This window comes from Streptomyces sp. NPDC048002 (genome assembly GCF_040653275.1).
Lineage (GTDB): Bacteria > Actinomycetota > Actinomycetes > Streptomycetales > Streptomycetaceae > Streptomyces.
Genome location: NZ_JBEZNL010000024.1, coordinates 70,909 through 93,066 on the forward strand (window position 1 = coordinate 70,909; position 22,158 = coordinate 93,066).

The following is a 22,158-nucleotide window of genomic DNA, read 5'->3' on the forward strand; positions in this document are numbered from 1 at the left end:
GCGCAATAGTAAGGTAAGGGTTACCTAATTCATAGAGAGCGCACAGTTTTCCCCAAGGGGATGGGACCGCGGCCGATCTCGCCCTAAAGTCCCACCAGTTAAGGTAAGGCTGACCGAAGGAAGTGACGTGGGGACCTCGGCGGTCCGGGCGGCGAAAGGCCCCCGCGCGGTACTCCTGCTCGCGTTGTCCGGCGCGGCGCTCCTGACCCTGTGCGGTCTGTCGATGGTGTTCGGCGCGCTCAGCGTCCCCCTCGACCAGGTCTGGCACACCCTGCTCGGCGATCCGCCCAACTCCCGCATCGACAACGTCATCTGGTCGGTCCGGCTACCGCGCACGGCACTGGGCCTCGCCACCGGCGCCGCGCTGGGCCTGGCAGGCGCCCTGATGCAGGCCCTGACCCGCAATCCGCTCGCCGACCCCGGCATCCTCGGCGTCAGCGCGGGCGCCGCCTTCGCCGTCGTCCTGTCCGTCGGAGTCGTCGGCATCAGCTCGGTCTACGGCTACATCTGGTTCGCCTTCGCCGGCGCCCTGGCGGCCAGCGTCCTGGTCTACCTGCTCGGCGGGCTGGGCCGCTCCGGGAGCACACCGGTGAAGCTGGCCCTGGCCGGCGTCGCCGTGACCTCCCTGCTCTTCTCCCTGACCAGCGCCATCGCCCTCACCGACCCGGACGCCCTGAACCGCTACCGCTTCTGGTCGGCGGGCTCACTGGCCAACCAGGACCAGGAAGTCCTGCTGCGGGTCCTGCCGTTCCTCGGCGTCGGCGCCGTCCTGGCGCTGGCCTCGGCGCCCGCGCTGAACCGCCTGGCACTCGGCGACGACGTCGCCAGGTCGCTGGGGCTCCGGCTGGGCCTGGTCCGCGTCCAGGGCGTGCTGGCGGTCACCCTGCTCACCGGCGGGGCCGTCGCCGTCATCGGGCCCGTGGTCTTCGTCGGCCTGGTCGTCCCGCACATCGCCCGCGTGCTCGCGCAGGCCGCCGGGATCGGCCCCGACCACCGCTGGCTGCTCCCCCTGTCGGCGGTGCTCGCGCCCTGTCTGCTGCTCGCCGCGGACATCGTCGGACGGCTCATCGACCGGCCGGTCGAGATCCAGGCCGGCGTCCTGGTCGCCTTCATCGGCGGCCCGTTCTTCATCGCGCTGGTGCGCCGCCGACGACTCGCGGAGCTGTGAGCCCATGACCACCGAACTCGCCCCCGTACCGGGCCCGAAGGAGCCGGCGGACCGGACGGCTCCCCGGCGCACGGGCGGCCGTGTCACCTTCCGGCTCGCCGTGCCGCCGGTCTCCGGCCTGCTGCGGCCCCGGCTGCTGGCCGTCTGTGTGCTGCTCGCGGCCGCCGCCGTCCTGCTGTTCGCCGTGGAGACCTCGGTCGGGGACATCCCCCTGCCGCTGGGCGACGTGTTCAGCGCCCTGGTCGGCTCGGGCGATCCCGGCACCGAGCTGATCGTCCGCGAACTCCGGCTCCCCCGGGCGCTGGCGGGCCTGCTCGTCGGCATCGCCTTCGGCGTCTCCGGGGCGCTGCTCCAGGCCCTGACCCGCAATCCGCTCGCCAGTCCCGACATGATGGGCATCACCCAGGGCGCGGGCACCGCCGTGGTGGCGGGCATCGTGCTGGGCTGGGACGGCGGGCTGAGCACCCAGACGCTCGGTCTGCTCGGCGCGCTGCTGGCGGCCCTGCTGGTGTACGTACTGGCCTGGAAGCGCGGCACCAGCGGCTACCGGATCGTCCTCGTCGGCGTCGGCGTCGCGTGGATCTGCACCAGCGCCACCGACTACCTGATGGCCCGCGGCCAGCGCTTCCAGGCGCAGGCGGCACTGGGCTGGCTGGTGGGCAACCTCAACGGCCGTACCTGGGAGCAGATCACCCCGCTGATCTGGGCGACGGTGCTGCTGCTGCCGCCGGCCCTGCTGCTCGGACGGCTGATGCGCACGCTGGAACTCGGTGACGACGTGGCCCGGGGGCTGGGCACCCGGGTGCAGACCGTCCGGGTCGCGGTGCTGCTCGCCGCCGTCGGTCTGGTGGCCTTCGGGGCCGCTGCCGCCGGTCCGGTGGCCTTCGTGGCGCTCGCCGCCCCGCAGGTCGCCCAGCGCCTCGCCGGTACGGCCTTCCCGCCGCCCGTGGGCGCCGGGCTGACCGGTGCCGTGATGGTCCTCGGATCCGATCTCGTCGCACGCAAGCTCATCACCGACACCGAGCTGCCGGTCGGGATCGTCACGGGTGTGCTCGGCGCGCCCGTTCTGCTGTGGCTGCTCGTACGCGCCAACCGCGCCGGTTCAGGAGGCTGACACCATGTCGAAGACGGACCACCTCGCCGGCGACGGCCCCGAACTGAGCGCCGAGGGACTGCGGCTGGCCTACGACGACCGGGTCGTGGTCGAGGATCTCGATCTGGCGGTGCCCACCGGGCGGATCACCGTGATCGTGGGCGCGAACGCGTGCGGCAAGTCCACGCTGCTGCGGGCCCTGGCCCGGCTGCTGCCGCCCAGGGCGGGCGCGGTCCGGCTGGACGGGCGGTCGATCCACTCCGTCCCGACCCGGGTCCTCGCCCAGCGCCTCGGGATCCTGCCGCAGTCCCCCGTGGCCCCCGAGGGGCTGACCGTCATCGATCTGGTGGGCCGCGGCCGGTCACCGCACCAGACCTGGTGGCGCCAGTGGTCCTCGGCCGACGAGGAGGCCGTGCACGACGCGCTGCGCGCGACCGACATGACCGATCTCGCGCACCGCGCGGTCGACGAACTCTCCGGCGGACAGCGGCAACGGGCCTGGATCGCCATGGCGGTCGCCCAGGGCACACCGGTCATGCTGCTGGACGAACCGACGACCTACCTCGACCTCGCCCACCAGATCGACGTACTGGACCTGATCACCGACCTCAACCGGCACCAGGGCCGCACGGTCGTGATGGTGCTGCACGACCTCAACCAGGCCTGCCGGTACGCGGATCACATCGTCGCCATGAAGGCGGGCCGGGTCGTCCGCGAGGGGGCCCCGGCGGAGGTGGTCACCGCCGCGACGGTGGAGGAGGTCTTCGGGCTGCGCTGCGTCGTCGGCACCGACCCGGTCAGCGGGACCCCCATGGTGATCCCGAGGGGACGGCACCACGAAGGAGTCGAGGACGCCGAACCCGTCGCCGTCCCCGGGGTCACCGGCTGAGCCTCCGGCGGGACCGGGCCCGGCCCGGTCCCGCCGGAGCACTCACGGACGGGGCGTCAGATAACCCCCCATCGTGCGGAAGTACTCGGTGGCCGGGTACTCGGTGCCGTCCTCGGTCCGCACCCGCTGGACCAGCAGACCGGGCAGCCGGCCCGAACGCGCCCCCGTACCCGCCACGATGACGATGCCGTCTCCCTCACGGATGAAGATCCGGCCCGGTGTTCCGCCGTAACGCCCTTCGGAGACGGCCGCCTTGACGATCCGCAGGCGCTCGCCGCGATGGTGCGTGAAGGCGTTCGGGTACGGGTCCGACTGGGCCCGCACCAGCCGCTCCAGGTCCTCCGCGGGCCAGGTCCAGTCGATCCGGCTGTCCTCCAGGGCCCGCTTGTGGAAGAAGCTGGACCGGGTGCGGTCCTGCGGGATCCACTCGGCCCGGCCGGAGGCGATGAGGTCCAGGGACTCGCGGACCACGGGGCCGATCAGGTCGACGGTGCGGTGGAACAGGTCGGTCGCGGTGTCGGCGGACCCGACGGGCACCGCGCGCTGGAGCAGGATGTCGCCCATGTCCAGCTCGGCGTCCATGCGGTGGGCGGTGACGCCGACCTGCTTCTCCCCGTTGATGAGCGCCCAGATCAGCGGCGAGAAGCCGGCGTAGGACGGCAGCAGCGAGTCGTGGACGTTGAGCGTGCCGTGCGGGGGGAGGTCGAAGATCTCCGCGGGCAGCCAGGTACGCCAGTTGTTGGCGACGATGATGTCCGGCTCGGCGTCCTTCAGCGCCCGGAGCAGTTCCTCGTCGCCCGGACGGTTGCGCAGCAGCACGGGTACCCCGTGCTTCTCGGCGAGTTCGGCGACCGAATCGCTCCAGATCCTCTCGTAGACGTGGTCGCTCTTGGGATGGGTGACGACCAGGACCACTTCGTGCTCGGAGTCCAGCAGAGCCTGCAGCGTCCGGTGCCCCCAGGTCTGGTACCCGAACATGACGACCCGCATATAAGCCCTCCTCAGCCATTGCTAGGTTAGGCTAACCTTATCTAGCATGTGCCTGCTCGGGGGAGCCTGTGTGCCTTATCTGAGAACACTGTGAACTCCCCCCTACAGGAGGCGATGACGCGGTGACGACGCTGCACAGTGATCCGGACTCCATCTACGACGTACTGGGCATCGGCTTCGGCCCGTCCAATCTCGCACTCGCCATCGCGCTGCACGAACAGGGCGCGACACCGGACGCAGGAGGCGGATTCCGCGTCGGATTCCTCGAACGCCAGGCGCGGTTCGGCTGGCACCGGGGCATGCTCATCGACGACGCGACCATGCAAGTGTCCTTCCTCAAAGACCTGGTGACGATGCGTGATCCCACCAGTGACTTCAGTTTCCTGTGCTACTTGCGGGAGCGCGGACGTCTGGTGGACTTCCTCAATCAGAAGACGCTCTTCCCTCTGCGCATCGAGTTCCACGACTACTTCGAGTGGGCCGCCGCCCGTGTGGAGCACCTCGTGGACTACGGCTCCGACGTGGTCTCGGTGAAGCCCGTCACCGAACAGGGTGAGGTCCGCTGGTTCGACGTCGTCAGCCGTGACCCCGCGGCCCCCGAGGTGACGACCGTGCGCCGCACCCGGGCCCTGTGCGTGGCGTCCGGTCTGGAACCGCACCTGCCGCCGGGCGCGGTGCGCTCGGAACGCACGTGGCACACCAGCGAGTTGCTGCCCCGCGTGGAGCAACTCCGCGGCTCCGGGGCACCCGTTCGCCGAGCCGTGGTGCTCGGTGCCGGGCAGAGCGCCGCCGAGGCGGTCGACTACCTCCACCGCAGCTTCCCCGAGGCCGAGATCTGCTCGGTCTTCGCCAAGTACGGCTACACACCCGCCGACGACAGCCCGTTCGCCAACCGGATCTTCGACCCCGAGGCGGTCGACCTGTTCCACAGGGCGCCGGCCGAGGTCAAGCGCTCCCTGCACGACTACCACCGCAGCACCAACTACTCGGTCGTCGACATGGAGTTGATCGAGTCGCTCTCGCACACGATGTACCGCGAGAAGGTCCAGGGACGGCAGCGGCTGCGGATGATGAACGTCTCCCGCATCCGCGAGGTGGCCGACGATCCCGAGGGCATGCGGGTGACGGTGGAGTTCCTCCCGACGGGTGAACGCGAGGTGCTCGACTGCGACCTCATCGTCTACGCCACCGGGTACCGGCCGCGGGGACTCGGCGACCACCTCGGTGACATCGACAAGCTCTGCCTGCGCGACGAGGAGGACCAGCTCCGCGTCGGACGCGACCACCGGGTGGAGACCGCCGCGAACGTCAGGGCGGAGATCTACCTCCAGGGAGGCACCGAGCACACCCACGGCCTGACCTCGACCCTGCTGTCCACCACCGCCGTACGGGCCGGGGAGATCTGCTCCTCGTTGCTCGCCGATCGCGCGAGGGCGGCCGGCTCCCGCGGGTAGAAACCCCCCATGTCCGCTCCGGCCGCCGACACGCTGCTGCCCGTCAACGCCACGCTCGCCGTCGCCCTCACGGTCCTGCTGCTCGCGGGCACCGCGGTGGCGGCCGTCTTCCGGCTCTCGCCCGACGGGTCGTACCGGCGGGCCCGTGAGGTCGTGACGGCGGGTGTGCGGGCGGCCCTGCAACTGGCCGCGGTGTCCCTGGTGATCGGCTACGCCGTCCACCGCACCGCGGCCCTTCTCGGGTTCCTGTTCCTGATGTTCGCCGTCGCCGCCCGGACCGCGGGACGCCGCGTCACGCCCAACCGCACCTGGTGGTGGGCGGCCCTCCCGATCGCGGTCCCCGTGGTCCCCGTGGTCGCCGCGCTGGTGCTGTCCGGTCTGCTGACCGTGCCGGGGATCGCCGTCGTGCCGGTGACCGGCATCCTGATCGGCGGCGCGCTCACCGCGACCGTGCTGGCCGGGCGGCGCGCGCTGGACGAGGCCACCGGGCGCTTCGGCGAGGTCGAGGCGGCGCTCTCGCTGGGCTTCTCCGAGCGGGACGCCCATCTCGAAGTGGTTCGCGGCGCGGCCTCGGACGCCCTGCTGCCGGCCCTGGACCAGACCCGCACGGTGGGTCTGGTCACCCTGCCGGGCGCCTTCGTCGGCATGCTGCTGGCCGGTGCCTCACCCGTGCTCGCGGGCACCGTCCAGGTCTTCGTCCTGGTCGCGCTGCTCGCGGTGGAGGCCCTGTCGGTGGCGCTGACCGTCGAACTCGTCGCCCGCCGCAGGCTCCACCGCGACCAGGAGCCGAAGCGTCCCTCCCCTCACCCCTGGCGGCGGCTGCGCACCAGGAGGTAGAGGAAGTACGGCGTGCCGATCACGGCGGTCACCATCCCGGCGCCGAGCTGCGCGGGCGCGATGACGGTACGGCCCAACAGGTCGGCGCCGCAGACCAGTACGGCACCCAGCAGCATGGCGACCGGCACGACCCGGACGTGCTGCCGTCCGACCAGCGCCCGCGCCGCGTGCGGGGCGACGAGGCCCACGAAGCCGATGGTGCCGGTGCCGGCGACGGCGGTGGCGCTCAGCAGCACGCCGAGGGCGAGGAAGCCGAGGCGGGCCCGTCCCAGGTCGAGACCCAACAGGCGCGGGGTGTCCTCGTCGAGCGACACCAGGTCCAGCTCCCCGCGCCGCGCCAGCGCCACGGCGATGCCGACCACGACCATGATCGCCATCGGGACGACGTCCGGCATGGTCCGCCCGTAGGTCGAACCGGACAGCCAGGTGAGGGCCTTGACCGCGTTGAACGGGTCGGTGAGGACGATCAGCAGGCTGATCAGGGCGGTGGCGGCGGTGGCCACTCCGATGCCGACGAGCACCAGCCGGTTCTGCTGGAACCCGCCGCGCGCGGCGAGCCCGAAGACGACGACGGAGCTGATCGCCGCGCCCGCGAAGGCCGCGCCCGCCACGCCCCAGGAACCGGCCAGCGGTGCGGTGGTCACCAGGACCACCGCACCCAGCGCGGCTCCCCCGGAGACGCCGAGGACGGCGGGTTCGGCGAGCGGGTTGCGGGTCACCGCCTGGATGAGCGTCCCGGCGAGGGCGAGCGCCGCGCCGGCCAGCAGGGCGGCGAGCACCCGGGGCATCCGGGTGTCGAGCACGAAGGACACGGTCTGACCCGCGTTGCCCTGCGCCCAGTTGACGACATCACCGAGGAGGAGTTTGGCGTCGCCCAGCAGCACCCCGGCGATCGTCACGCCCACCAGGGCGGCCACCAGGACGGCGGTGACGGTGAGGAAGACGGCGCGGCTGCGGATGCGCAGCCGGTCGGGGGCCGCCGAGGCTGCGGTGTCCTTCAGCCGGACCGCCATCACGACGAGGAAGACGGCGCCCACGAGGCTGGTGACCACGCCGGTCGGGACGGCGACCGCGAGGTCCGCGGGGACGAGGGCCCTCAGCAGGACGTCCGAGCCGAGGACCAGCGCGGCGCCGGTGAGACCGGTGACCGGCAGGCTCGCCCGGCTCTTGGTGAGGCCGTGGAATCTGCGGGACAGCGGCCGGACCAGGGCGGGGGCGCACAGGCCGACGAAGCCGACAGGGCCGGCCAGGGTGACGGCGGCCGCGGACAGCAGCGCGGCGAGGACCACCGCGGTGACGCGGGTGGCGCGCACCGGTACGCCGAGGCCGCGGGCGGCGTCGTCGCCCAGGGCCAGCGCGTCGACCCGGCGGGCGACCAGCAGCAGCCCGAGCAGTCCGAGGACGCCTAGGGGCGCCATGCTGATCACGCCGTCGAAGCCGTTCTGCCCGATGCTGCCCTGGTTCCACTGGTAGAGCCCGTGGGTCTCCTCGGGGAAGAGCAGGAGCAGTCCCTCGGTGACGGCGTTGAGGCCGAGCATCAGGGCGGTGCCGGCGAGCACCAGGCGCACGGTTCCGGCGCCCAGGCCGGAGAGACCGAGCACGACCGCCGCCGCGGCGAGGCTGCCCAGCAGGGCGACGCCGGAGGAGGCGAGCAGCGGCAGCGAGACACCGGTGACGGCGACCAGGCCGAGGGCCAGATAGGCGCCGGCGTTGACGGCGAGCGTGTCGGGGGCCGCGAGCACGTTGCGGCTGACGGCCTGGAGGGCGGCGCCGGCCATGCCGAGCATGGCGCCGACGAGGATGCCGGCGGTCATGCGCGGCAGCCGGGAGGCGATGACGACGGAGGCGTCGCCCGGGTCGGCGCTGCCGGTGAACGCCTTCCACACCTCGGAGGCGCCGACGGCGGCGGTGCCCTGCGTGATGTCGACGACCGCGAGGGCGGCGACCAGCAGGACCAGTGCGGCCGTCACCGCGGCCGCGCCCGTCCGGGACGTGGCCGCCGGCGGACGGGTGGCGGGAGGTGTCGCGGTGACGGCCATGGCGTTACTTCGTCAGCGCGGCGACGACGGAGTCGACGTACTGGCTCATCGACTCGGGGCCGCCGAACATCCAGATGCCGTCGGGCAGCCGGTGGACGTTGCCCTTCTTCACGAACGGCAGCGAGGTCCAGACCTTGTCCTTGGCGAGGGCGCCGGTGAAGGGGTTGCTGCTCTCGTCGCCGTCGTTGCCGATGTAGGCGAACTGGACGTCGTCGCTGAGCTTGGTGAGCCCCTCGACGTCGGTGGAGGCGAGGCCGTAGCTCTCGTCGCCCTTGACGGTCCAGTCGTTCTTCAGGCCCAGCTCCTCGTTGACGGCGCCGATGAGCGAGCCGCTGGTGTAGGGGCGGAGCGTGACCTGGTTGGACATGTCGTAGCCGTCGGCGAAGGCGTACTCGGCGCCGTCGAGACCGGCGTCGGCGAGGGCCTTCTTGCCCTCGGCGAGCTTGGCGTCGAAGTCGTCCTTGATCTTCTCGGCCTGCTCGGTGGTGCCGGTGGCCTTGGCGAGGAGGTCGAGGTTCTCCGTCATCCGGCCGATCGGGTCGGCGGCGTCGGCGGACTTGACCTCGACCACCGGGGCGACCTTGCGCAGCTGCTTGACGGCGGCCGGCGGCAGGTCGGTGCTGGCGACGATGAGGTCCGGCTTGAGCGCGGCGATGGTGTCCATGCTGGGCTCGCCGCGGGTGCCGATGTCCTTGGGGTCGTTCTTCAGCGGGACCGCGCTGTCCCAGGTGTTGTAGCCCTTGACGTCCGCGACGCCGACCGGGTCCACGCCCAGCGACACCAGCAGCTCGACCTCGTGCCACTCGGTTCCGACGACCTTGGTGGCCGGGCCGTCGAGTTCGACCTTGGCGCCGGAGGCGTCGGTGAGGGTGATCTTCTCACTGGTCTTCTTGGCGTCGTCGCTGTCGGCGGCGGGCTCGGTCGTACCGCAGGCGGTCAGGGTGAGGGCCGCGGCGGTGGCGACCGCCGCGGTGAGCAGGAGGCGTCTCATGAGGTTGTGCTGAGCCTTTCGCTTCGCGAGTGGTGTCGGCCGATGGCGCGGGTGCGCAGCCGGCCGGTGAGGGGGTCGGTGCCGACTTCGATACGGATGCCGTAGGTGTCGGTCAGCCGCTCCGCGGTCAGTACGTCTTCGGGGAGGCCGTCGGCGACGATGCGGCCCTGGTGCAGGAGCACGATCCGGTCGGCGAGGGCGGCTGCCTGGTCGAGGTCGTGCAGGACGGCGCCGACGGCGATCCCGTGGTCGTCCGCCAGGTCGCGGACGAGGTCGAGGAGTTCGATCTGGTAGCGCAGGTCGAGGTAGGTGGTGGGTTCGTCCAAGAGCAGCACGCCCGTCTCCTGGGCGAGGCAGCTCGCCAGCCACACGCGCTGGAGCTGGCCTCCGGAGAGGTGCTCGGCGCCGCGCTCGGCGAGGTCGGCGACGCCGGTCAGGGCGAGCGCGCGGTCCACCGCGGCCCGTCCGTCCGCGTCGGCCCGGCCCCAGCGGCCCCGGTAGGGGTAGCGGCCGAACTCGACCACGTCCCGCACGGTCAGGCCGGTGGGGGTGGGCCGACCCTGCGTCAGCAGGGCCACCCGGCGCGAGAACTCACGGGGGCTCAGCGCCAGGGCGTCGGTGTCGTCCACGGTGAGGGTGGCGGTGCGTGGGCGCTGGAGGCGCGCGACGGTGCGCAGCAGGGTCGACTTGCCGCTGCCGTTGGGGCCCACCAGCACGGTCACTTCACCGGGCCGGAGCGCCACCGAGGCGCCGTGCAGGACGTCGACGCCGTCGTAGGCCACGGTGACTTCCGCGGCCGTCAGCTCATGACCGCGGGGACGGGCCTCCGCGGGACTCTCTTCACCTGATCGCACGCGGCAAAGGGTAGCCTAACCTAACCGGAGGTCGCGAGGGGGGTACGCGTCCCGCGCAAGAGGAAGATCGGCCAATGTGCGGCAACTCCGGAGAGCACCGCACAGTTGGCCCTTAGGTTAGCCTCCCCTAATACACCCTACGCGCGCGGCATTGAGGGCACCGGCGGCTCCTCGGCGGGTGCCGAGGAGAGCGGGATCGGCGTGAACATCGCCGGTTCCTCGTCCGGGGTCAACGCGGTCGGGCCGTACACCCAGTCGGTGAAGGCGTAGTCGTACGGGTCCAGCGCCCGCATGACGGCGTTGCGGCGCAGCCGGGACTCCCCGTCGAGGTGCCAGAGTTCGCCCCAGGCGCGGGCCGTGCTCTGCACCCGCTCGCAGTGCTCCACCCGGACCGCCTCGTACGCGGCGAGGGCGCCGTCCCAGTCCGGGTGGGAGCCCGCCCCGACGGCCCCGGCCGGCCGGGCGTAGTGCCGCGCGAGCACCCAGCCGTCCTCGATGGCCATGATCGCGCCCTGCGCCATGTACTGGAGGGGCGGGTGCGCGGCGTCGCCGAGCAGCGCGATCCGGCCGTGCACCCAGGTCTCGACCGGGTCGCGGTCGAGCATCTGCCACCAGCGGTCCCGCCACATCAGCGGGATGCCCTTGCGCACGGTGTCGCAGGTGCCCTCGAAGGCCGCGTCCAACTCGTCGGGCGTGCCCCAGTCGTCCCGGCCGGCCAGCGCCTTGGGCGACTCGAACACGGCGACCTGGTTGAACATGTCGCCGCCGCGCAGCGCGTACTGGACGAAGTGGCAGCGGGGCCCGACGTACACGGTGACGTCCTTCTCCGCGATGCCGTTGTCGCGGACCCGCTCGATGGGCACGGCCGCGCGGTAGGCGACGTAGTCGGAGCTGACCACGTCGTCCCCGACCAGCAGGCGCCGGGCCACGGAGTGCAGTCCGTCGGCCGCCACGACCAGCGGGGCGCTCTCGACCCGCCCGTCCTCCAGCAGGACCCGGGCCCCGTCGGCCACGTTCTCGTACCCGACGACGGTCCGGTCCGTCAGCAGTTCGACCCCGGCGCGCTCGCAGGCGCGCAGGAAGATGCCGTGCAGATCACTGCGGTGGATCACCATGTACGGGTAGCCGTACCGGCGTTCGAGGTCCCGCAGGTCCAGCCGGGTCAGCTCCCGGGCGTCGAGCGCGTCGCGCATCACCATGTTCTCGGGGAGCACCCCGAGGGACCTGGCCTCGTCGAGCAGACCGTACTCGGCGAGGATGCGGGTGCAGTTGGGCGCGATCTGGAGACCGGCGCCCACCTCGCCGAACTCCTTGGCCCGTTCCAGGACGCGCACCCGCAGTCCCTGGCGGGCCAGGGCGAAGGCGGAGCTGAGTCCGCCGATGCCGCCGCCGACCACCAGGACGTCGGGGCTGGGTTCAGGGTTCATGATGTGATCCGTTCCTTCGGTCGCGGTACGGGCCCCGGTCAGAGCCAGGCGCCCAGCGTGGGGGCGGACAGGGCGGCGCCGGTGTCCCGTCCGGTCAGGTAGGCGGCGAGGTCCGCCAACTCGCCCTTCACCACGACGGGTTCGCCCTCGCCGGGCAGCTCCCAGTCGGCTTCCGGGGCGCGCAGGGAGAGGGCCGGTCCGGGGGCGGCGGACCGCTTGGCCACCACGTCCTCGCAGAGGGCGGTGAGGAAGTCGGCCGGCAGGTCGGCGAAGGACACGCCGCCCGCCAGGTCGACGGCGTGCACGCACACCTCGCGGGAGCGCAGCCACGGCACCTCGGTGGCCGGGACGGTCCGCCCCTGCGCGGTGACGACCGGCGCCCGCCACTGCTCCTCGTCCAGCGCGGCCATCCCCCGCTCCAGCTCCGCCGCCGACTCCCGCAGCCAGGAGGTCAGTTCGGCGGCGGGCAGGGCGCGGCCCCGCTCGATACCGGCGACGCGTTCCTCGGGCGAGGCGTACATGGGCGTGGGTTCGCCGGTGGCGGCCCAGTGCACCAGGTTGGACAGCGCCTCGGCGTTGGCGGCGACGTGCGCGGCCACGTGCGCCCGGCTCCAGCCGGGCAGCGGGCTGGGCTCGGCATAGCCGGCGTCATCGAACCGGGCCGCCCTCAGCAGCAGTTCGGTGCCGAGCCGGACCCAGCGGCGGGCGTCGTGGAAGGTGCGGGACATCAGGCGGACTTCTCCTTGACGACCCGGTTCTCCAGCCGGCCGATGCCCTCGATCTCGGTGACGACCGTCTCGCCGCCGAGGAGGTAGCGCTCGGGCCTGCGGGCGTGGCCGACGCCGCCCGGGGTGCCGGTGGCGATGATGTCGCCGGGGTTGAGGCGGACCACGGTGGAGACGTACTCGACCAGGGCGACCGGGTCGAACAGCAGGTCGCCGGTGGAGTCGGACTGCATGGCCTCGCCGTCCACCAGCAGCTTCACCTCCACGGCCGGACGCACCCCGCCCGGCAGTTCGTCCGGGGTGACCAGGTACGGGCCGACCGGCGTCGTGGAGTCCCACGTCTTGCCCTGGAGCCACTCACGGGTGCGGAACTGCCAGTCGCGGCAGGTGATGTCGTTGAGCACGGTGAATCCGGCGATGGCCGCCTCGGCCTCGGCACCCCGGGCGCGCCGTACGGGAGCGCCCACGACGACGGCGAGTTCGACCTCCCAGTCGAACTTCTCCGTCTCGTCGGGGCGGACGATGTCGTCGCCCGCGCCGATCAGGCTGTCGGCGAACTTCGCGAACAGGGTGGGGTGTTCGGGCAGGTCGCGACCCATCTCCTGAATGTGGTTGCGATAGTTGAGGCCGACGCAGACCACCTTGGAGGGAGCGGGCACCAGCGGCGCGAAGTCGGCGCCCCGGACCGGGTGGGCGGTGCCGGTCGCCGTCGCGGCGCGCTCGGCCCAGCCCTCCTCGGCCAGCAGCGCGCCCACGTCCGGGACCCCGAGGTCGATCAGGACGTCGCCGTCGAGGCGCACGGCCCGGGTGGTGCCGTCGGTGCGGAGGGTGGCGAGCTTCATCGGGGGGTTCCTTCCACCTGGGTGCGGTCCAGCCGCAGTGCTTCAAAGATCGGGGAGTCGCTGAACCGGAACAGGTCCAGCGCGCCGGAGTCGGAATCGGTGGCGCCGGCCTCGGAGCGGACCGAGAACGGCTGCCAGGAGGGCACGACGAAGAGGTCGCCGCGCGTGACGGACCAGCTGTGGTCGCCGACGGTGACGGTGCCGGAGCCGTCGAAGACCTGGTACACGGAGGAGCCGGTCTCCCGGGCGGGCGCGGTCTCGGCACCCCGGGCCACGCGGTGCATCTCGGCGCGGAGGGTGGGCAGCACGTCGGCGCCGGTGGCCGGGTCGGTGAACCGTACGGCGGCGTGGCCGGGCTCCACGGTGCCGGGGTGGCCCTCCGCCTCCAGGGCGAGCTGGTCGCTCAGGGCCCGGTCGGTGTGCTCCCAGCGGTAGGCCAGCAGGGGGGTGCCCGGTCCGGCGGTTCCGGCGGAGGCGACGGGCCGCAGCCCCGGATGCCCCCACAGCCGCTCCGAGCGCGACCGCTCGGGGGTGACGCGCTCGGCGTCGCTGATCGCGTCCCGGCCGAACTCGAAGAACTGCGTCTCGGTGGCGTACTGGAAGGGGATGTCCAGGCCGTCGATCCAGGCCATCGGCTCGGCGGTGGCGTTGTGGTGGGCGTGCATGTTCCAGCCGGCCTGCGGCAGGAAGTCACCGCGCCGCATCGCCACCGGGTCCCGCCCGACGACCGTCCACACCCCCTCGCCCTCCACGACGAAGCGGAAGGCGTGCTGGGTGTGCCGGTGCTCCGGGGCGTCCTCCCCGGGCATCAGGTACTGGATGGCGGCCCACAGCGTCGGCGTGGCGAAGGGGCGGCCGCCGAGCGAGGGGTTGGCGAGCGCGATGGCCCGGCGCTCGCCGCCGCGCCCGACCGGGACGAGGTCACCGGCCTGGGCCGCGAGCGAGCGCAGCCGCTCCCAGCGCCACAGGTGCGGCACCGCACGCGAGCGCGGACGGGCCGGCATCAGGTCGCCGATCTCGGTCCACAGCGGGACCAGGAGTTCCTGTTCGAAGCCCCGGTACAGCTCTTCGAGCGCCGGGGTGACCTCGGGCTGCCCGTCCGCGGAGAGGGCCTTCAGGCGGACCGGGGAACCCGTGCCGGAGTCTTGGGCTATGGAGGACTGAGTCACGGAACCCAGCCTGCGACGCGTCCACCAGAAGAACAGGTAGATTCTGGAGAGCAGAATCGAAGGGCACCGCCATGGACAAACCGCTCAAGACACCGCCCCCCTACCCCATCGCCAGCGTGGACCACGCGTTGCGCGCGGCGACGATCCTCCAGATGGAGGGCGGCGCGACGGTGTCGCAGATCGCCGAGCGCCTCGGGGTGGCCAGGTCCACCGCGCACCGGCTGCTCGCGATGCTGGTGTACCGGGACTTCGCGGTCCAGGACGAGGACCGCGTCTACCGCGCGGGCCCGGTGCTGGAGCTGGCGGCGCACTCGCAGTCCCTGGTCTCCCGGCTGCGCACGGCGGCCCTCCCCCATCTGCGCCGGGTGGTCGACCTGCTGGACGAGACCACGAATCTGATCGTCCGCACCGGCGACACGGCACGCTTCATCGCCAGTGTGGAGTGCCGCCAGGCCCTGCGGGTCGGCTCCCGGGAGGGCATGGTCTTCCCCGCCCACCGCACCACGGCCGGCCTCCTCCTGCTGGCCGACCTGACCGACGAGGAACTGGCGGAGGTCTACGACCCCGCCCGCTACCGGGACCGCCCCGCGGACCGCCCGGACCTCGCCCGGCTGCGTACCGAGCTGAAGCGCCTGCGCCGCAACGGCTTCGCCGTCAACCAGGAACGCTCCGAGCGGGGTCTGGTCGCGGTGGGCGTCCCGGTGCGCGACGCCGGGGGCACGGCGGTGGCCGGCCTGTCGGTGTCCATGCCGAGCGTGCGCTACGACGCACACCGGCTCCAGGCCCTGGTCGCGGCGCTCGACACCACCGCCCGCGCGCTGGAACGGAACCTGACCGAGCGGGCCTGAACCGTACGGACATGCCACCGGCGCCCCGCGCACCCGGAAGGGGGCGGCGGGGCGCCGGTGGCGGGCGTCAGGAGGCGTAGGTCTCGAACTCGGCCACCTTCGGGGTGCCCGAGGCACCGGTGATCTCGAAGGTGACCTTCTTCAGCGAGGTCTGCGCGAAGCTGATCACGCCCGCGCCGCTGCCGGAGGCCAGAACCGCACCGGTGTCGCCGTTGAGCAGCCGCCAGGAGCCGACGACGCCCGTGGATCCGGCCGCCTCACGGATGTTGACCTTGGAGACGGAGGTGGCGGAGCCCCACTTGACGGAGATCGAACCGGTCGTGCCGCTGGGCGACCAGTAGGTGTTCAGGTCGCCGTCGCGGACGTTGCCGTAGCTGGTGCCGTCGGCCTTGCTGGAACCGTCGGAGCCCGCCCCGATGCTGAGGTTGGTGCCGCTGGGCTGGGTGGGCGTCGTGGTCGGGGTGGCGGTGGGCGTCGCCGTGGAGGTCGGGGTCGGCGACGGGGTCTGCGGGGTGCAGTTGCCGTCGGACACCTTCAGGCCGGTGCCCGCGCCCGCCGTCCGGCTCACGACGTCGGGCACGCAGGTGGCGGCGTCCAGCGTGTAGGAGTACGGGACGCTGACCGTCGTGTTGGACGTCGGGTTGGGCCCCGCGGGGTAGTTGTCCTCGCCCGCGGCGGACCAGGTGACGTTGTCGAAGATGTTCCCGCTCACCTGCCAGGAGCCGCGCTGGTCGGTGTAGAAGGTGCCGAGGACGTCCTTGGAGTCCTCGAAGTAGTTGTTGTCGACCTTGGCCTTGGCGCCGGCGCGGGAGTTGATGCCGGACTCGTTGAGGCTCACGTAGTGGTTGTTGTAGACGTGGGCCGTACCGCCGCGCAGCAGCGGGGCGCGGGAGTCGATGTTCTGGTACAGGTTGTGATGGAAGGTCACGAACCCGTTGGACAGGTCACTCTCGCTGGAGCCGATGAGACCGCCCCGGCCGGAGTTGCGCAGGATGCTGTACGACAGCGTCACGTACTGGGTGTTGTCCTTCATGTCGAACAGGCCGTCGTAGCCCTCCGACTCACCGCCCGAGGCCTCCAGTGTGGCGTGGTCGACCCAGACGTTGCGGACGTCGCTCTCCATGCCGATCGCGTCACCGCCGTTGGAGGTGGGCGAGCCGGACTTCTTCACGTTCCTGACCGTGACGTTCTGGATGATGATGTTGCTGGATTCACGGATGTGGATGCCCAGTTGGTCGAAGACGGCTCCGCCGCCGACGCCCACGATGGTGACGTTGCTGATCTGCTTCAGCTCGATCACGCCGTCGGCCGTGTTGCAACTGCTGCCCGAGACCTTCGCGGTGTTGCCGTGGTTGATGGTTCCCTCGACCTCGATGATGATCGGCGTGCTGCTGCTCGCCCGGCCGCAGAGCGCCGCGTGGATCGCGGTACCGGTGGTCGCCCGGACGGTGGTGCCGCCGGCTCCGCCGGTGGTGCCGCCGTTCTGGGTCGCGTAGCCGGTGGCGCCGCCGGTGGCGGCGGACGCCTCGGGCATCGACAGGGCGATGCCCGCCGCGGCGGCCAGTGCCAGCGCGCCCGTGGCGGCCGACAGCCGCAGCGAGAGAGGGCTTCTCATGGTCGTCTCCAGGGGAGTTCGTGGTTCGTCGGATGCGTGGTGCGTGCTGCCGGGCCCTGGGCCTGGGCCCGTGCAGTGCCCGCGCGCACCGACCCCGGCGGGGCCGTCCGGAGGCCGCCGGACGGGAGACCGGCCGGGGTCGGTGCGGGGGTTCGCGGGCACTCGTTTCACGCCGAGCCCTGTGAGGTGCGTCCTTCGTTCCACGGCGTACGGGCACCCTGAAACGTCCTCCGGCGGATCTGCGGCGACTCGAACACGCGTCACGGCGGCCCCCGCGACGCGGCTTCCCCGGGGCGTCCCCATCCCGGGAAAGCGCTTTCTGGCCGCAGACGATAGGGGCCGTTCGACCGGCTGACAAGACCACCCGCAGAATCTGGTTCACATTCTCGAACGAACCTTGAGCCGGGACGAGTTGCCGTGACCACCGCACCCGCTCGGCGGCACCGGTTCCCGGCGCCCTCCCTCCAAAAGCCCGCGGTCCGAAAAATCCGGTCGACATACGGGGGCGCGAGGCCCTGGGATGGCCGGGAGCGCCCGCCACTCGCGGCGGGCCGGCCCAGGGAGCCTGCCGCAGATGACCACCGGCACCGCGGACGCCCTTCCGCCCCTCGACACCGCCCTGGTCCGCCGTCTGCTCGATCAGCAGTTCCCGGCCTGGTCCGGAATGCCGCTGACCTTGGTAGATCCGGCCGGTTCCGACCATGTCATCCACCGGCTGGGCAGCGAGCTGTCGGTACGGCTGCCCCGCCACTCCGGGGCCGTCGGCCAGGCCGGGAGGGAGTACACGTGGCTGCCCCGGCTCGCCCCGCACCTGCCGCTGCCGGTGCCCGTCCCGGTGGCGGTGGGAGAGCCCGGCTGCGGATATCCCTGGCCGTGGTCGGTCTCCCGCTGGCTGGTCGGCGAGGCGGCGACCGTGGAGTCGCTCGCCCACTCCCCGCGGGCCGCCGAGGATCTGGCGGAGTTCCTCGCCGCCCTGCACCGGGCACCGCGCACCGCTCCGTCCCGGCGCGCCCCGGACGCACTCACCACCTGGTCACTGACCGAACGGGACACGGCCACGCGAGCCGCCGTCGAGAAGACCCGCGGGATCTTCGACGCGCGGGCGATGGCCGACCTGTGGAACGCCGCGCTGGACGCCCCCCGTTGGGACGGTCCGCCGCTGTGGTTCCACGGTGACTTCCACACCGGCAACCTGCTGACCGTCGAGGGCCGGATCAGCGCCGTCATCGACTTCGGCGAGCTCGGAATCGGCGACCCCGCCTGCGACTTGATGATCGCCTTCACCCTGCTGTCGGACCGCACCCGCCCCGTGTTCCGCGCCGCACTCGGCGTCGACGACGCCACCTGGCTCAGAGGTCGCGCCTGGGCCATGGCGACCGGCCTGAACGCCTACACCACCTACGCCGCCGTCAACCCCCGCGTCGCCGCGCAGACCACCCGCCAGATCACCCAGGCACTCACCGGCTGAGCCCGCCATCGAGGTCAGAACCGCTCACACCTCGCGACCGCCCCCTGACATACTCGCGCCGTGATGGATGTCGAGGAGTTCTGGGCCCTGCTGGACCAGGCGTGCGCCGAGGTCGACGCACTCGGCCCGGACTTCGCCGAACGGAGCGAGGCGATCGAGCGCGCCTGCGAGGCACGGCTGGTGAGCCGCACTCCGGCCGAGATCGTCCAGTTCTCCCTGCGCCAGTGGCAGTTGCGCGACGACGCCTACCGCCACGACCTGTGGGCGGCCGCCTACCTCATCGAAGGCTGGTGGTCCGACGACGCGTTCATGGACTTCCGCGACGGACTCATCTCCCTCGGCCGGCACTGGTACGAGCAGGCGCTCGCCGACCCCGACTCCCTCGCCGGGCATCCCGCCGTGCGGGGCGGCGGTGACGTGCTGATCGGCAACGAGGACTTCAGCCGGGTCGCCCACCGCGCCCACCACCGGCTCACCGGCGAACCCGACGGCCTCGACCGGGCGTTGGAGAGTTCACCGGAGGCGGGCCCGCTCGGCGTCGTCACCGAGCCGGCCGGAACCCGCTGGGACGTCGCCGACCACGCCGAACTCCGCCGCCGTCTGCCGCGCCTCGCCGGCATCTTCCTCGACTGACAGCACGGAAGGTTTTCGGACTTTCCCGCGCTCCGCGCCACGGCTACGGCCCCGGAGCCCGTTCCAGGGGGCCGGACCACCCTATGCTTCTACATGCTTGTAGAAGCAGAACGGCCGTGGCCATCACGGCCGTTCCACGGATTCGCACGTACGCACGTGAAGGAGTGAACGCCACGATGGTGTTCAAGCGACTGCTCGGCTCGCTCGGCGTGGGCGGCCCCACGGTCGACACGGTTCTGGACCCGGGCCCGGTCCGGCCCGGCGGCACGCTCGGCGGGCAGGTCCATCTCAAGGGCGGCAGCGCCGACTTCGAGATCGAGGCCGTCGCCCTTGAGTTGGTGGCGCGGGTCGAGGCGGAGCACGCGGAGGGCGAGAGCGAGGGCGTCGTCGCCTTCGAGCGGTTCACCGTGGGCGGCGGCTTCCGGCTCGCCGAGGGCGAGGAGCGGAGCGTGCCGTTCGCCGTGACCCTGCCCTGGGAGACACCGATCACCGAACTGTACGGCCAGCCGCTCGGCGTGGTGCTCGGGGTGCGGACCGAGCTGTCGGTTGCGGGCGCGAAGGACAAGGGCGACCTGGACACGCTGACCGTGACCCCGCTGCCCGTCCAGGAGGCGGTGCTCGAAGCGCTCGGCGGGCTCGGGTTCGGCTTCGCCTCGGCGGACCTGGAGTACGGCCGCATCGGTGGCACCGGCCAACGGCTGCCGTTCTACCAGGAGATCGAGATCACCCCGCCGCCCGCCTACGCGCACCGGGTCAACGAGATCGAGGTGACCTTCCTCGCGCACCCGGCCGGCCTGGAGGTGGTGCTGGAGGCGGACAGGCGCGGAGGACCGTTCTCCTCCGGCCAGGACGCGCTCACCCGCTTCACCGTCGGTCACGACGAGCCCCGCGACTGGAACACCGAGGTGGAGGGCTGGATCGGGCAACTGCTGGAGCACCGCGCCTCGTACGACGCGTACTCCGTGCCCCAGCACGGCCATGAGAGTCACCACGGGTCCGGCCCCGGCGTGGGCACCGCCGTCGCGGCGGGCGCGGCCGGGCTCGCGGTGGGTGTCGTCGGCGGCATGGTCGCGGCGGAGGTGATCGACGAGGTCGGCGACTTCTTCGAGGGCGACGAGGACGAAGGGGAGGACGAGGGCTGATCCCTGCGGCGCCGTCCGGGGCCGGGAACGATCCCGCGAACTTCTACATTACTGTAGAAACAAGGGCCGTCCCTCCCGGACGGCCTCGCACGTCCCGTACTCGTTTGGAGCTCTCATGGCCCTGTGGGACCGCATCAGGGAATCCGCATCGACGATGCAGACCCAGTTGCTGGCGAAGAAGAACGACCTCAAGAGCGGCGCCTTCCGCGACGCGAGCATGGCCATGTGCGCGCTCGTCGCCGCGGCCGACGGCTCCGTCGACCCCTCCGAGCGACAGCGCGTGGCCCAGCTGATCGCCACCAACGAGGTACTGCGGAACTTCGACGCGGACGACCTGCGCCGCCGCTTCGAGGCCAACCTCGACAAGCTCACCGCGGACTTCGCGTTCGGGAAGGTGAGCGTGATGCAGGAGATCGCGAAGGCCGCGAAGAAGCCGGCCGAGGCGCGTGCGGTCATCCAGATCGGCATCGTCATCGGCGGCGCCGACGGCGACTTCGACAAGGACGAGCAGGCCGTCGTACGCGAGGCGTGCTTCGCGCTCGACCTGCCGCCGCACGAGTTCGACCTCTGACCGGGACGCCTCGCGACCAAGGCGTCCCGCGCAGGGCGGCGCCCCTCGCTCAGAGGGGCGTCGCCGCGTGCAGGATGAGGACCATCGTCACCGCCGAGTTCGCCGACGACATCGCCGAGATCGCCGTCCCCACCGCCGCGCACCACACCGCCAGACCCACCGAGGTGAACAGCGACGGCCAGCGCGGCACCGGCGGGGCGGGCGCGAGCAGCGCGGCCACCCGGCGCGGCACCGGGCCGGGCACCGCGAACCCGGCCAGCGTCGCGGCCGGCGTCCGCCGGGACACCAGCGCCGCCCGGCCGATGGCCCGGGCCACCAGACGCCGGTCGCCGACCGCACGGGCCGCGTCCTCGTCGGCCCAGCGCTCCGCGGTGTAGGAGACGGCCGTACGCAGCGGACCCAGGAACGGATTGGCGCGCGCGGCCAGTTGGACGGTCAGCAGCAACCGGTGGTGCCGGGCGGCCAGATGGGCCCGCTCATGGGCGAACAGCGCTCTGCGTTCGGCGGGTTCGAGCCGCTCCAGCAGGCCGGTGGTGACCACCACCCGGCCCCCGCGACCGGCGGGCAGCGCGTACGCGTAGGGCTCCGCGTCCGGAAGGACGGCCACGGTCGTCCCGCGCGCCCCGGCCAGCGCCCGGTGTGCCCCGCGGCGCACTCGCGCGTGCCGCCACAGGGTCCGGGCGCAGGCGGCGACGACCGCGGCCAGCGCCGGGATCGCCGCCTTGCCGACGACCTCGTCGAGCGGCACCGCGGCCCGCACCTCGGGGTCCGACCAGCCGTCGGGCAGGGGGTTGCCGGGCAGTTGGGCGGTGCCCACGACCATCACCAGACCGAGGCAGACGCTGCTGCACACCGCCATCACCGCGGCGACGCCGGTGAGCAGCCGGGTGGCCGTGCGGGGGTGCAGATGCTGTTCGGCCAGGCGGGCGATCGGCCAGGCGGTGAGCGGCAGGACCAGCGGCAGAAAGACGAAGAGGCCCATCAGGGGTCAGTCTTCCCCTTCGTCCGGGGTCTGCGCCAGCAGCTCCCGCAGCAGTCGCTCGTCGTCCGGCCCCAGACCGGTCACGAAGCTGGCCAGCACCGCCTCGCGGTCGGTCACGGCGTCGAGCACCTTGCGCATGCGGTGCGCCGCGAGGCCCGCCTGGTCCGAGGCCGGCGTCCACGCGAAGGAGCGGCCGACGCGTTCCCGGGTCACCGCGCCCTTGGCGAGCAGCCGGGTCAGGATCGTGATCACCGTCGTGTAGGCGAGGTCCTCACCGAGCCGCTCCTGCACCCGGCCCGCGGTCGCCGGGCCGTCGGCCTCCCGGAGCGCGGACAGGACCAGCGCCTCCAGCTCACCCTGCCCCCGGCGCCCGGACCGCTGCGAGTGGTCCGCCATACCCCGTCTCCCTTCGGCCGAACCG

At 72.4% G+C, this 22,158-nt stretch carries 21 protein-coding genes; 10 read left to right on the forward strand and 11 right to left on the reverse strand.

Annotated features, from left to right (window positions below; translation table 11 throughout):
- The first annotated feature begins 127 nt into the window (after positions 1 to 127).
- The 3 genes from AB0E07_RS26145 to AB0E07_RS26155 are packed head-to-tail and all read left to right on the forward strand — an operon-like array spanning position 128 to position 3,150.
- Positions 128 to 1,168: an iron chelate uptake ABC transporter family permease subunit gene (locus AB0E07_RS26145; protein WP_362256869.1), complete on the forward strand. Its 1,041-nt coding sequence runs from the start codon at positions 128 to 130 to the stop codon at positions 1,166 to 1,168.
- 4 nt (positions 1,169 to 1,172) lie between these two features.
- Entirely contained in the window at positions 1,173 to 2,282 is a 1,110-nt protein-coding gene (locus tag AB0E07_RS26150; RefSeq protein ID WP_362256872.1) for an iron ABC transporter permease, read from the forward strand.
- 4 nt (positions 2,283 to 2,286) lie between these two features.
- Positions 2,287 to 3,150: an ABC transporter ATP-binding protein gene (locus tag AB0E07_RS26155; RefSeq protein ID WP_362256874.1), complete on the forward strand. Its 864-nt coding sequence runs from the start codon at positions 2,287 to 2,289 to the stop codon at positions 3,148 to 3,150.
- Positions 3,151 to 3,192: 42 nt separating this feature from the next.
- Here AB0E07_RS26155 and AB0E07_RS26160 read toward each other — a convergent pair whose 3' ends face one another.
- A complete protein-coding gene (locus AB0E07_RS26160) occupies positions 3,193 to 4,140 on the reverse strand; it encodes a methionyl-tRNA formyltransferase (RefSeq protein ID WP_362256877.1) in 948 nt (315 codons plus the stop codon).
- A 122-nt stretch (positions 4,141 to 4,262) separates the two neighbouring features.
- On the opposite strand from AB0E07_RS26160, the gene AB0E07_RS26165 reads away from it, so the two are divergent.
- Positions 4,263 to 5,594 carry a SidA/IucD/PvdA family monooxygenase gene (locus AB0E07_RS26165; RefSeq protein ID WP_362256880.1) on the forward strand — a complete coding sequence of 444 codons (1,332 nt, stop codon included), beginning with the start codon at positions 4,263 to 4,265 and terminating at the stop codon, positions 5,592 to 5,594.
- A gap of 9 nt (positions 5,595 to 5,603) precedes the next feature.
- Positions 5,604 to 6,431 (forward strand): ABC transporter permease, encoded by an 828-nt coding sequence (locus AB0E07_RS26170; RefSeq protein ID WP_362256883.1) that lies wholly within the window; start codon positions 5,604 to 5,606, stop codon positions 6,429 to 6,431.
- On the opposite strand, the gene AB0E07_RS26175 is transcribed toward AB0E07_RS26170, so the two are convergent.
- The 7 genes from AB0E07_RS26175 to AB0E07_RS26205 form a co-directional block, all read right to left on the reverse strand.
- A complete protein-coding gene (locus tag AB0E07_RS26175) occupies positions 6,398 to 8,470 on the reverse strand; it encodes an iron ABC transporter permease (protein WP_362256886.1) in 2,073 nt (690 codons plus the stop codon). The two genes, AB0E07_RS26170 and AB0E07_RS26175, sit on opposite strands and share 34 nt — an antisense overlap.
- A 4-nt stretch (positions 8,471 to 8,474) precedes the next feature.
- Positions 8,475 to 9,461, reverse strand: coding sequence for an iron-siderophore ABC transporter substrate-binding protein (locus AB0E07_RS26180; RefSeq protein WP_362256889.1), 987 nt, complete (start codon positions 9,459 to 9,461; stop codon positions 8,475 to 8,477).
- Positions 9,458 to 10,315, reverse strand: a complete 858-nt coding sequence (locus AB0E07_RS26185) for an ABC transporter ATP-binding protein (RefSeq protein ID WP_362256893.1) — start codon at positions 10,313 to 10,315, stop codon at positions 9,458 to 9,460. Before AB0E07_RS26185 ends, AB0E07_RS26180 begins: the two co-directional genes overlap by 4 nt.
- Positions 10,316 to 10,452: 137 nt before the next feature.
- The gene (locus AB0E07_RS26190; RefSeq protein ID WP_362256896.1) at positions 10,453 to 11,742 is read right to left on the reverse strand and encodes an FAD-dependent oxidoreductase; all 1,290 of its coding nucleotides are present in this window, start codon (positions 11,740 to 11,742) and stop codon (positions 10,453 to 10,455) included.
- A gap of 38 nt (positions 11,743 to 11,780) precedes the next feature.
- Entirely contained in the window at positions 11,781 to 12,470 is a 690-nt protein-coding gene (locus AB0E07_RS26195; protein ID WP_362256899.1) for a maleylpyruvate isomerase family mycothiol-dependent enzyme, read from the reverse strand.
- On the reverse strand, positions 12,470 to 13,309 hold the full coding sequence (locus AB0E07_RS26200; protein WP_362256902.1) for a fumarylacetoacetate hydrolase family protein: 840 nt from the start codon (positions 13,307 to 13,309) through the stop codon (positions 12,470 to 12,472). The genes AB0E07_RS26195 and AB0E07_RS26200 overlap by 1 nt, the downstream gene beginning before the upstream one ends.
- Complete coding sequence (locus tag AB0E07_RS26205) at positions 13,306 to 14,478, reverse strand: cupin domain-containing protein (protein WP_362256905.1); 1,173 nt, start codon at positions 14,476 to 14,478, stop codon at positions 13,306 to 13,308. Before AB0E07_RS26205 ends, AB0E07_RS26200 begins: the two co-directional genes overlap by 4 nt.
- Positions 14,479 to 14,549: 71 nt before the next feature.
- Here AB0E07_RS26205 and AB0E07_RS26210 point away from each other — a divergent pair, with 71 nt between their 5' ends.
- Entirely contained in the window at positions 14,550 to 15,326 is a 777-nt protein-coding gene (locus tag AB0E07_RS26210) for an IclR family transcriptional regulator (RefSeq protein ID WP_362256909.1), read from the forward strand.
- Between the two features lie 67 nt (positions 15,327 to 15,393).
- Here the strand turns inward: AB0E07_RS26210 and AB0E07_RS26215 are convergent, their stop codons facing one another.
- Positions 15,394 to 16,941, reverse strand: a complete 1,548-nt coding sequence (locus AB0E07_RS26215; RefSeq protein ID WP_362256912.1) for a pectate lyase — start codon at positions 16,939 to 16,941, stop codon at positions 15,394 to 15,396.
- A 574-nt stretch (positions 16,942 to 17,515) separates the two neighbouring features.
- Here AB0E07_RS26215 and AB0E07_RS26220 point away from each other — a divergent pair.
- The 4 genes from AB0E07_RS26220 to AB0E07_RS26235 all read left to right on the forward strand — a co-directional run bounded on the left by AB0E07_RS26220 (position 17,516) and on the right by AB0E07_RS26235 (position 20,755).
- Positions 17,516 to 18,409, forward strand: a complete 894-nt coding sequence (locus AB0E07_RS26220; protein ID WP_362256914.1) for an aminoglycoside phosphotransferase family protein — start codon at positions 17,516 to 17,518, stop codon at positions 18,407 to 18,409.
- Positions 18,410 to 18,472: 63 nt separating this feature from the next.
- Positions 18,473 to 19,042 (forward strand): DUF4240 domain-containing protein, encoded by a 570-nt coding sequence (locus AB0E07_RS26225; protein WP_362257025.1) that lies wholly within the window; start codon positions 18,473 to 18,475, stop codon positions 19,040 to 19,042.
- 176 nt (positions 19,043 to 19,218) lie between these two features.
- Positions 19,219 to 20,184 (forward strand): sporulation protein, encoded by a 966-nt coding sequence (locus AB0E07_RS26230; RefSeq protein WP_362256917.1) that lies wholly within the window; start codon positions 19,219 to 19,221, stop codon positions 20,182 to 20,184.
- 115 nt (positions 20,185 to 20,299) lie between these two features.
- Positions 20,300 to 20,755 (forward strand): TerB family tellurite resistance protein, encoded by a 456-nt coding sequence (locus AB0E07_RS26235; protein ID WP_362256920.1) that lies wholly within the window; start codon positions 20,300 to 20,302, stop codon positions 20,753 to 20,755.
- Positions 20,756 to 20,804: 49 nt separating this feature from the next.
- Here the strand turns inward: AB0E07_RS26235 and AB0E07_RS26240 are convergent, their stop codons facing one another.
- Both AB0E07_RS26240 and AB0E07_RS26245 read right to left on the reverse strand, forming a co-directional pair.
- Complete coding sequence (locus AB0E07_RS26240) at positions 20,805 to 21,737, reverse strand: M56 family metallopeptidase (RefSeq protein WP_362256923.1); 933 nt, start codon at positions 21,735 to 21,737, stop codon at positions 20,805 to 20,807.
- Positions 21,738 to 21,743: 6 nt separating this feature from the next.
- Complete coding sequence (locus AB0E07_RS26245) at positions 21,744 to 22,133, reverse strand: BlaI/MecI/CopY family transcriptional regulator (RefSeq protein WP_362256926.1); 390 nt, start codon at positions 22,131 to 22,133, stop codon at positions 21,744 to 21,746.
- Positions 22,134 to 22,158 lie beyond the last annotated feature (25 nt).

Bases quoted from the DNA above. Each gene is read 5' to 3' on its own strand.
- AB0E07_RS26150 (WP_362256872.1), top strand. From the start codon at position 1,173: ATGACCACCGAACTCGCCCCCGTACCGGGCCCGAAGGAGCCGGCGGAC.
- AB0E07_RS26155 (WP_362256874.1), top strand. From the start codon at position 2,287: ATGTCGAAGACGGACCACCTCGCCGGCGACGGCCCCGAACTGAGCGCC.
- AB0E07_RS26160 (WP_362256877.1), bottom strand. From the start codon at position 4,140: ATGCGGGTCGTCATGTTCGGGTACCAGACCTGGGGGCACCGGACGCTG.
- AB0E07_RS26170 (WP_362256883.1), top strand. From the start codon at position 5,604: ATGTCCGCTCCGGCCGCCGACACGCTGCTGCCCGTCAACGCCACGCTC.
- AB0E07_RS26175 (WP_362256886.1), bottom strand. From the start codon at position 8,470: ATGGCCGTCACCGCGACACCTCCCGCCACCCGTCCGCCGGCGGCCACG.
- AB0E07_RS26180 (WP_362256889.1), bottom strand. From the start codon at position 9,461: ATGAGACGCCTCCTGCTCACCGCGGCGGTCGCCACCGCCGCGGCCCTC.
- AB0E07_RS26190 (WP_362256896.1), bottom strand. From the start codon at position 11,742: ATGAACCCTGAACCCAGCCCCGACGTCCTGGTGGTCGGCGGCGGCATC.
- AB0E07_RS26195 (WP_362256899.1), bottom strand. From the start codon at position 12,470: ATGTCCCGCACCTTCCACGACGCCCGCCGCTGGGTCCGGCTCGGCACC.
- AB0E07_RS26200 (WP_362256902.1), bottom strand. From the start codon at position 13,309: ATGAAGCTCGCCACCCTCCGCACCGACGGCACCACCCGGGCCGTGCGC.
- AB0E07_RS26210 (WP_362256909.1), top strand. From the start codon at position 14,550: ATGGACAAACCGCTCAAGACACCGCCCCCCTACCCCATCGCCAGCGTG.
- AB0E07_RS26215 (WP_362256912.1), bottom strand. From the start codon at position 16,941: ATGAGAAGCCCTCTCTCGCTGCGGCTGTCGGCCGCCACGGGCGCGCTG.
- AB0E07_RS26220 (WP_362256914.1), top strand. From the start codon at position 17,516: ATGACCACCGGCACCGCGGACGCCCTTCCGCCCCTCGACACCGCCCTG.
- AB0E07_RS26225 (WP_362257025.1), top strand. From the start codon at position 18,473: ATGGATGTCGAGGAGTTCTGGGCCCTGCTGGACCAGGCGTGCGCCGAG.
- AB0E07_RS26230 (WP_362256917.1), top strand. From the start codon at position 19,219: ATGGTGTTCAAGCGACTGCTCGGCTCGCTCGGCGTGGGCGGCCCCACG.
- AB0E07_RS26235 (WP_362256920.1), top strand. From the start codon at position 20,300: ATGGCCCTGTGGGACCGCATCAGGGAATCCGCATCGACGATGCAGACC.
- AB0E07_RS26240 (WP_362256923.1), bottom strand. From the start codon at position 21,737: ATGGGCCTCTTCGTCTTTCTGCCGCTGGTCCTGCCGCTCACCGCCTGG.
- AB0E07_RS26245 (WP_362256926.1), bottom strand. From the start codon at position 22,133: ATGGCGGACCACTCGCAGCGGTCCGGGCGCCGGGGGCAGGGTGAGCTG.